The sequence below is a fragment of the Bacteriovorax sp. Seq25_V genome, from assembly GCF_000447795.1.
Classification (GTDB): domain Bacteria; phylum Bdellovibrionota; class Bacteriovoracia; order Bacteriovoracales; family Bacteriovoracaceae; genus Halobacteriovorax_A.
The window spans coordinates 259847-267465 of record NZ_AUNI01000015.1 but is presented as its reverse complement, the minus strand read 5'-3'; the positions used below and the strand labels follow the sequence as shown (position 1 = coordinate 267465).

Annotated in this window: 10 protein-coding genes; 5 read left to right on the top strand and 5 right to left on the bottom strand. The window is 36.3% G+C overall.

The window, feature by feature from the left end; genetic code table 11:
• Position 1 precedes the first annotated feature (1 nt).
• Both M900_RS09005 and M900_RS09000 read right to left on the bottom strand, forming a co-directional pair.
• Positions 2-370, bottom strand: a complete 369-nt coding sequence (locus M900_RS09005) for a CoA-binding protein (protein WP_021274479.1) — start codon at positions 368-370, stop codon at positions 2-4.
• Positions 370-789 (bottom strand): VOC family protein, encoded by a 420-nt coding sequence (locus tag M900_RS09000; RefSeq protein WP_021274622.1) that lies wholly within the window; start codon positions 787-789, stop codon positions 370-372. The genes M900_RS09005 and M900_RS09000 overlap by 1 nt, the downstream gene beginning before the upstream one ends.
• Positions 790-965: 176 nt before the next feature.
• Between M900_RS09000 and M900_RS08995 the strand changes: the two genes are divergently transcribed.
• From M900_RS08995 to pheA, 4 genes are read left to right on the top strand one after another with little or no spacing between them, the layout of a single operon-like run.
• Entirely contained in the window at positions 966-2060 is a 1095-nt protein-coding gene (locus tag M900_RS08995) for a chorismate mutase (protein ID WP_021274356.1), read from the top strand.
• Between the two features lie 32 nt (positions 2061-2092).
• Positions 2093-3259, top strand: a complete 1167-nt coding sequence (locus M900_RS08990; RefSeq protein ID WP_021274618.1) for a pyridoxal phosphate-dependent aminotransferase — start codon at positions 2093-2095, stop codon at positions 3257-3259.
• Positions 3259-3987, top strand: a complete 729-nt coding sequence (locus tag M900_RS08985) for a prephenate dehydrogenase/arogenate dehydrogenase family protein (RefSeq protein WP_021274525.1) — start codon at positions 3259-3261, stop codon at positions 3985-3987. Before M900_RS08990 ends, M900_RS08985 begins: the two co-directional genes overlap by 1 nt.
• Positions 3984-4820 carry a prephenate dehydratase gene (gene pheA, locus M900_RS08980; protein ID WP_021274772.1) on the top strand — a complete coding sequence of 279 codons (837 nt, stop codon included), beginning with the start codon at positions 3984-3986 and terminating at the stop codon, positions 4818-4820. The genes M900_RS08985 and pheA overlap by 4 nt, the downstream gene beginning before the upstream one ends.
• On the opposite strand, the gene M900_RS08975 is transcribed toward pheA, so the two are convergent.
• Both M900_RS08975 and M900_RS08970 read right to left on the bottom strand, forming a co-directional pair.
• The gene (locus tag M900_RS08975; RefSeq protein ID WP_034732140.1) at positions 4777-5406 is read right to left on the bottom strand and encodes a septation protein IspZ; all 630 of its coding nucleotides are present in this window, start codon (positions 5404-5406) and stop codon (positions 4777-4779) included. The two genes, pheA and M900_RS08975, sit on opposite strands and share 44 nt — an antisense overlap.
• Positions 5407-5414: 8 nt before the next feature.
• The gene (locus M900_RS08970; RefSeq protein ID WP_021274752.1) at positions 5415-6197 is read right to left on the bottom strand and encodes a WYL domain-containing protein; all 783 of its coding nucleotides are present in this window, start codon (positions 6195-6197) and stop codon (positions 5415-5417) included.
• A gap of 108 nt (positions 6198-6305) precedes the next feature.
• Here M900_RS08970 and M900_RS17720 point away from each other — a divergent pair, with 108 nt between their 5' ends.
• Positions 6306-6788: a hypothetical protein gene (locus tag M900_RS17720; protein WP_157680606.1), complete on the top strand. Its 483-nt coding sequence runs from the start codon at positions 6306-6308 to the stop codon at positions 6786-6788.
• Here M900_RS17720 and M900_RS08965 read toward each other — a convergent pair.
• Positions 6738-7619: an RluA family pseudouridine synthase gene (locus M900_RS08965; RefSeq protein ID WP_021274503.1), complete on the bottom strand. Its 882-nt coding sequence runs from the start codon at positions 7617-7619 to the stop codon at positions 6738-6740. The two genes, M900_RS17720 and M900_RS08965, sit on opposite strands and share 51 nt — an antisense overlap.

Genomic DNA, 7619 nt, shown 5'->3' with positions numbered 1-7619 from the left:
TCTAAAATTGATTTGTTGTTAATAAAACAAGAGTACAAGCATTTTCACAGTTAATACCCAGCTTGCTAAGACTCTTAGCAAGCTCTTCATTCTCACTTCCTGGATTAAAAATAACCCTAGTAGGCTTAAGTTTAATAATTGACTGTGTAAGTTCACTTGAAATCTTATTATTCACATATACTGTTAATGTATCAATCTTCTCTTGAACTTCTTCGATAGAATGAAATACTTTTCTTCCTTCAATTTCATCTTTAATTGGATTAACTAAAATTGGCTGATGTCCATGATCTTCCAACATGTGCAAGGCCTTATAAGAGTATCGTTCCTGATTATCACTTGCTCCCAAGATGAGTACTTTTTCTGATTTCATTACCAAGTCCCTACATTTTCCATCGTGTTCCACGGTGCTTTGGCCGGAAGCTTTCCACCTTTTTGTAGTAGTTCAATTGAAATCCCATCTGGCGACTTAATAAAGGCCATATAACCGTCACGTGGTGGTCTATTAATTGTTACACCAGCATCCATTAAGGCCTGACATTTTTCGTAGATATCATCAACTTCAAAAGCAAGGTGTCCAAAACTTCTTCCTATTCCGTATTCTTCTTTATTATTCCAGTTATGAGTAAGTTCAACTTCTGGCTCCCCTGGAGCTGTTGCCAAGTAGATTAACGAGAATCTTCCCTCTTCAAAATCAAGTCTTTTTGTTTCAACAAGACCTAACTGATTGACAAAAAAATTCATTGATTTTTCAAGGTCTAAAACCCTAACCATCGCGTGTAAGTACTTCATAAGGCCTCCTTTAGCACGATAAAAACTGTCTAATCTTTATACAAATCACAGATATATTAACACAATCCGGCCCGTAAATCACAAACATAGGCAAATTCAATGGCACAGGTATTGCTCTAAATAATGAATACAGTTATAACAAGATCGTACCAAAACAGAAAGGTATTGGAGCTCAAATGAAAATAGAAAAATTAACAAATTGGATTAGTGTAAAAGAGAGACCACTTGTTATAGCAGGGCCATGTTCGGCAGAAAGTGAAGAGCAGGTTTTGGCAATTGCAAGACAACTCAAAGAATCTGGTAAAGTTGATGCATTTAGGGCCGGTATCTGGAAACCAAGAACAAGACCTAATACATTCGAAGGTGTTGGACTAGTTGGTCTTCCTTGGATGGAAAAAGTAAAAGCAGAGACAGGACTCCCTATAACAACCGAAGTTGCAAATGCTTCGCACGTTGAACTTGCTCTTAAACATAATGTTGATATTCTTTGGATTGGAGCGAGAACAACTGTTTCTCCATTTGCGATCCAAGAAATTGCCGACGCACTTAGAGGCGTTGATATTCCTGTAATGGTTAAGAATCCTATCAATGCCGACCTTGCTCTTTGGATGGGTGCTATTGAAAGATTTTCTAACGTAGGTCTTACGAAGCTTGCTGCTATCCATAGGGGATTCTCAACAGCAGAAAAATCGAAATACAGAAACAAGCCAATTTGGTCACTACCAATTGAACTTAAAAGATTACTTCCAGAACTTCCAATTATCTGTGACCCTTCTCATATCGCGGGAGATAGAGAATTTATTGGAGAGGTCTGTCAAAAGGCTATGGACGCAGGTATGGATGGGCTAATGGTTGAAACTCATATTACACCAGACAAGGCCCTAAGTGATGCCGCACAACAAGTAACCCCAATGAGTTTAAATAATATTATTGAGCATCTCTCTGTTCGAAAACTTGAGACAGAGGATAAGACATTTGAAGAAACTCTCCAAAAGCTTAGATCACAAATCGATCAAGTAGATAGAGAATTACTTGAGCTTTTACATATGAGAAAGAATATTATTTCAGAAATTGGACTAGCGAAAAAAGAAAATAATGTAACTCCCCTACAAATCAATCGTATGGATAGCTTAATGAAAGATCGTAATGATCTTGGTGCTAAGCTAGGCCTTGAAAAAAGATATATCGAAGAGTTATTCCACGTTATTCATACGGAATCAGTTAGACTACAGACAAAAATTATGAATGACTTTAGTGGAAGTGACGATTAAAATATTTAGTAAATCATAACAATGAGAACTAAATGAATAAATCGGACTTATCAAATAAAATTCTAGCAATTGCTCCCTCAGGGAGCATTTCTATTGCCCAGGCCATCACAGAGTTAAGAGAAAAAGGTGAAAAAATTATTGGCCTCAATGTTGGAGAGCCTGATTTTAAAACTCCAGAAGTTGTTTTAAATGCAACAAAGAAAGCACTTGATAGCGGAAGAACAAAATACTCACTAGTTAGTGGAGAAAGAGAGCTTCGTGACGCCATCGCAAAATACTTTTTTGCGAGAACTGGTACGGTAATCGGAGCTCAAAATATTCTTGTAGGAAATGGATCTAAGCAAATTATCTACAATGCTTTTCAAGCAATTTTAAATGATGGTGATGAAGTTATTATTCCAGTTCCCTACTGGGTGACTATTCCTGAGTCTGTTAAGCTTGCAGGAGGAGTAAGTAAATTTGTTCCAAGTCAAAAAGATTTCCACTTAGACCTTGATGCCATAAAGGCAGCCGTCTCTAAAAACTCAAAAGCAATCTATATAAATACGCCAAACAATCCGACAGGAATTGTTTACAATGAAAAAGAACTTTTAGCTCTTGGTGAAATTGCAAAAGAACACAACCTATGGATTATAGCAGACGAAGCTTATGAATCATTAACTTATGATAGAAAGTTCGTAGCAATTAATACATTAAGTGAAGATTTGTTTGAGCGTACAATTTGTATTCAGAGTTTCTCTAAAACATTTTGCATGACTGGTTTTAGACTTGGTTATATGATTGCCAATGAAGTCGTTATCAAAGAGATTGATAAATTCCAAGGACACCTTTGCGGTAACGTTGCTCCATTTACACAACTAGGAGCAGTCGATGCTTTGGCCATTCACGAACAGATATCTTTTCCTCTTGTTGAAGAAATGAAGAAGAGAAGAGATATTACATTTGAATTATTTTCTAAGCTATTTGACTGTCACAAACCAGAAGGGGCTTTCTACTTATTCTTAGATATTTCAAAATATATCAAATCAGGTCTCGTTAAAAACTCTGCAGAGATGGTTGAGCTACTAATAAGAGATGCCAAAGTAGCTCTTGTTCCAGGCTCGGCTTTCGGGCAAGAAGGTTTTATTAGACTCGCCTACACTGCCTCTATCGATGAGCTAAAACAAGCATACGAACAAATTGCGAAGGTACTTGCATAATGAAAATTGGAATCATTGGTTTTGGACGATTAGGAAAACTTATCACACGATATCTTGCTCAAGACTTTGATGTTCTTGTATATGACCTAGTTGATCATACTGATGAAATAAAAAAACTCAGGGCCACTGCTTCCACACTCAAAGAGGTATGCGAGTGTGATGCAATAATTCCATTTGTTCCAATTAGCGCTTTTGAAAGCTGTATTAAAGAAATTTCACCACTTTTAAAAGATGGTGCTCTTGTTATTGACGTTTGTTCAGTTAAAGAAATCCCTGTTGAGATCATGCAAAAAAATCTTCCACAATCTGTTCAAATATTGGCAACCCACCCTATGTTTGGTCCAGATTCTGCAAAAGATACTGTCTTTGGTTCAAAGATCGTTATTTCTAAAATCAGAATTAATGACGATCTGTACGACAAGATTAGTTCATACTTAAAAACAAATGGTCTTAAGGTTGTCGAGGTAACACCCGAAGAGCATGATAGACAAATAGCTAAGTCCCTTAACCTCGCCCACCTAATTGGTCGCGTACTTATTGACTTTGAATCAACACCACAAGAAATCGATACAAAAGGTTATCGAAGATTACTTAAAATCTTAGAGACAGTTGAAAACGATTCATGGCAATTATTTCAAGATATGAATAAGTACAATCGTTTTGCAAAAGAGACGACTGAAGGTTTCAAAGACTGCTTAAATAAAGTATTACAAAGGTTAGAAGATTGAAAATTGCATTTCAAGGTACTAAAGGTTCATATTCAGAAGAAGCTCTCTATAAATACTTCGGCAAAGAAAATATAATCCCAACAGGTTTAGCACTTAGTGAAGACGTTTGTGAAGCGCTTGATCAAAAAGAAGTCGCAGCCGCGATTCTCCCGATTGAAAATAGTATCGTTGGAAATGTCGATGTCAATATGGACTTGATTTTCAAGTATCACTTCTACGCAATTGGGGAACTCTATCTCCCAATTAAGCATTGTCTACTTGCAACTAAGGGAACAAAACTAGAGAATCTTAAAAAAGTATACTCTCACCCAATAGCCCTTGCCCAGTGCCATGACTTCTTAAAAAGACATGGGATCCAAGCAATCCCTGAATACGACACGGCTGGAGCAGCTAAATTACTAAGTGAATCAAACGACCATGAGACAGGAACTATCAGCTCTCGTCTATGCTCTGAGTATTATGGACTTGATATTATTTCTGACGATGTACAGAAAGTAAAAAATAACCTTACTCGCTTTCTAGTTTTCGTGAAGGAAAATGAAAGACCGACAGTAGTTGGCAACATAAAAACAAGTATTGCATTTTGTACCAAACACCACCCGGGGGCACTTCTTGGCTGCCTACAAGAGTTTTCAAATAATAATATTAACCTTACGAAGCTTGAATCAAGACCAATTCCAGAAAACCCATTTATGTATATTTTCTATATCGATTTCATGGGAAGTCTCGATGACCAAAACACAAAGACTTGCTTAAAGAATCTTGAAGAACATGCAACAAGTATTAAAATTATTGGTTCTTATCCTTGTGGTGATCGACCAGACTTGATGTAAATCGTTTTGATATAACAAAACGGAAGTAGAACATCTCTGCAATCATAAAGATGCCAAAACAGATATAGAAACCTATTGTTTTAAAAAATGCCCATATTGAAGTTGAGTAATACTTGGCAAGAACTCCCATAAAGAGTCCGAACAAAAGTAAAAAGAACGCCATATGCCTTTCTAATACGAGTAGAACTTCTTTTGGTACTTTCATTTTCATATTCATATCTTTAGACATCGTCCACATCAAGCTCTCTCCACGAAGGCCTTGAATAAAAAGATAGAGATAGAGAATTATTCCTGTAAACATTGGTTGTAACTTAAACCACAATCCATCTTCCCCAATTAAGGATATAGGTCCAAGAATAAATAAGAGAACAAAATTTAGTTTACTCAGTGAATGAACATGTCTTACAAAGAAAAGCTCGAGTAAGATCTCGATACAAGCTAATCCCATTCCTCCAATAACAGCAATCTTTATGGAGTAATTTTCCTCAAGATACCAGTACGCAATCGCAGGCAAAAAAGAAAGGAGATAGAAACTTTTTGAAATTTCCATCCCCTTATTCGCATTTTTTTCATTTTGATTTGTCACGAAAAGCCTTAAGCAGCATTTCTCATACTGCAAAAGTATTCAAATTCATCTTTGATACTTGTGGGATCAAGAATATCAATCTTATCTCGAATAGAAAATAACCATTCGTAAAGATAATCTGACTTCTCTACAGAGGCGGCCCAGATGACATCACCATACTGATTTGTTGTTGTGTATGGATTTCCAAGAAAGATCAACTCACTTGGCATTTGAATCTCACTTCCATATTGTATTTTAATAACTAGCCTTTCATCACTTCCCGCGACTAATCGCATGGCATTGATAAAATCTTCGACTTCAAGTCTTGAAAAGAAGGATTTGTAATCATCCCCTCTTACTTCCATCTCACTAATCTCATCCATCTCAATCGTAAGCAGACGCTTTGTCTTTATATCTTCACCAATAAGAGTTAGGGAATTATCAAGAAACAAAAGCCTCCAGGGCCTAATTTCCATCTCTGTATCATTCTTATAGCTCAAGTTACAAATACGATTTGTCTCAATACAATTTTGTAGATCAGCAGCAAGTTCTCGGTAAAAGCTTTTTTGAATTATTTGATCGCCAAACTCTTTATGCCAAGATAGAGGAAGGATTTTATATCCTTCAGCTTCTTCTTGGAGATTTACGATTAGTCCAAAATAGTGTGCTTGCTCAAGGAAGATAAAGAAAGTGTCTCTTTCAATATCATGTTCGTTTAAAAATTCACTTAGTTTCGTTGGGACCCTTAGCTCTTCCAGATGAAAAAGAGTGTTCCAGAATACGTCACTGACTTCAGCGCAATTGTTTGTCATGTATGCTCCATTAATAACCTATGTTTCTTATCGGGTATTGCGTTTTTTTCCTTTAGTGATTTTTATAGAAAAGTGAGAGATAATAACTCTATGATACTAAAATCATTGATGAAAAATCCTATACTTATGGTCGGAATCCTCTTTATGGCGATCTTCCTTTTTCAGTTACGAGACAAAGGATTCTTTTCAAAAAGAGCGGAATCGATGATCCCTACTTCGTGCAAGTCTGTTATGGTGAGACTGAATAAATATATGAACGATGCATGGGAAATGAAATGTAATGGAAACAACTTATTAATTGAAACGAAAGTCGATCCAAAGGTTATCGATCCCAAGCTTAAAGACCCAAAAATCTTAAGAGAGAAAATGTATAAGGCGCTAGCTAATTCATATGCGAGTATTTCTAGATACTCCCTCGAAGAGAGTTTGAGTCGCACCAATATAATTAGTTTTCGACTGATTCACCCTCACCTCACTTTGAACTCAATGAGTGAAGGTCAGCACGTGGCGAATATTAAGAATATGAAAGAAGTTTCAAATTTATCGAGACACTTCCAACAAACTATCCGTGTTCAAGAAGTCACAAAATAGTTTATCTTCTAACGCGTAGAAAGTTCTCTTCTCTCCACGACATTCTAAGGAATATTTTAGAGCATGTAGAAACATACGGCTTGCGCTTTGTGCGCCGTAAAGAGAATCTCCAACAATAGGATGTCCAAGTAGTGCTAGTTGTACTCTTATTTGATGCCTAAATCCAGTTTGCAGATTTACCTCAACAAGGGTTTTATCTCCAATAACTTTAACAGTCTTCATATGAGCGATACAAAGTTGTCCGCTCAAATCTTCTTTGACAACCGCACCTTTGCTTGAGCTTCCTTGAAGATAGTTTCTAACTTCACGATCAATTTCAAGCTTACCTTCGATTAGTGCAAGGTAGGTTTTTTCTTTCATCAGCGATGAGAAATTCTCACGAAGCTCTCTGTGTAGAGATTCATCTTTTACAAAAATCAAAACCCCGCTCGTTTCAAAATCCAAGCGATACAGTAATCCCCTTTCGCTATTATCACTTTTCCCAGCAAGGAATTTTAAATTTTTATATGAACGGAGAAAATTTAAAACAGTTATATCTTCACTATATTCAAGTGCGTGACCATGTATCCCGGCAGGCTTGTTAAGAACGATGAAGTCTTGATCTTCAAATATAACTTGAATTTCGTTACCTTCATATCTTGGGTTGATAAAATTATTATTCACAAGATCAAGAGGAAGCTCTATTTCGTCCTGAGCCCGAACAGACTTTTCTAGAAACTTCTTTGGTAAATGTTTTTTTAATAAAGCAGCAGAAAAATGAAGCTCCTGATTTAGGAGCTCCTTTATTGAATGATATGAATTTATTGAACAAAACTTAGTTAGAGGCTTCAT

What these genes read in the sequence shown, in the direction of transcription:
- M900_RS09005 (WP_021274479.1), bottom strand. Translation starts at nt 370, where the DNA reads ATGAAATCAGAAAAAGTACTCATCTTGGGAGCAAGTGATAATCAGGAA.
- M900_RS09000 (WP_021274622.1), bottom strand. Translation starts at nt 789, where the DNA reads ATGAAGTACTTACACGCGATGGTTAGGGTTTTAGACCTTGAAAAATCA.
- M900_RS08995 (WP_021274356.1), top strand. Translation starts at nt 966, where the DNA reads ATGAAAATAGAAAAATTAACAAATTGGATTAGTGTAAAAGAGAGACCA.
- M900_RS08990 (WP_021274618.1), top strand. Translation starts at nt 2,093, where the DNA reads ATGAATAAATCGGACTTATCAAATAAAATTCTAGCAATTGCTCCCTCA.
- M900_RS08985 (WP_021274525.1), top strand. Translation starts at nt 3,259, where the DNA reads ATGAAAATTGGAATCATTGGTTTTGGACGATTAGGAAAACTTATCACA.
- M900_RS08970 (WP_021274752.1), bottom strand. Translation starts at nt 6,197, where the DNA reads ATGACAAACAATTGCGCTGAAGTCAGTGACGTATTCTGGAACACTCTT.
- M900_RS17720 (WP_157680606.1), top strand. Translation starts at nt 6,306, where the DNA reads ATGAAAAATCCTATACTTATGGTCGGAATCCTCTTTATGGCGATCTTC.
- M900_RS08965 (WP_021274503.1), bottom strand. Translation starts at nt 7,619, where the DNA reads ATGAAGCCTCTAACTAAGTTTTGTTCAATAAATTCATATCATTCAATA.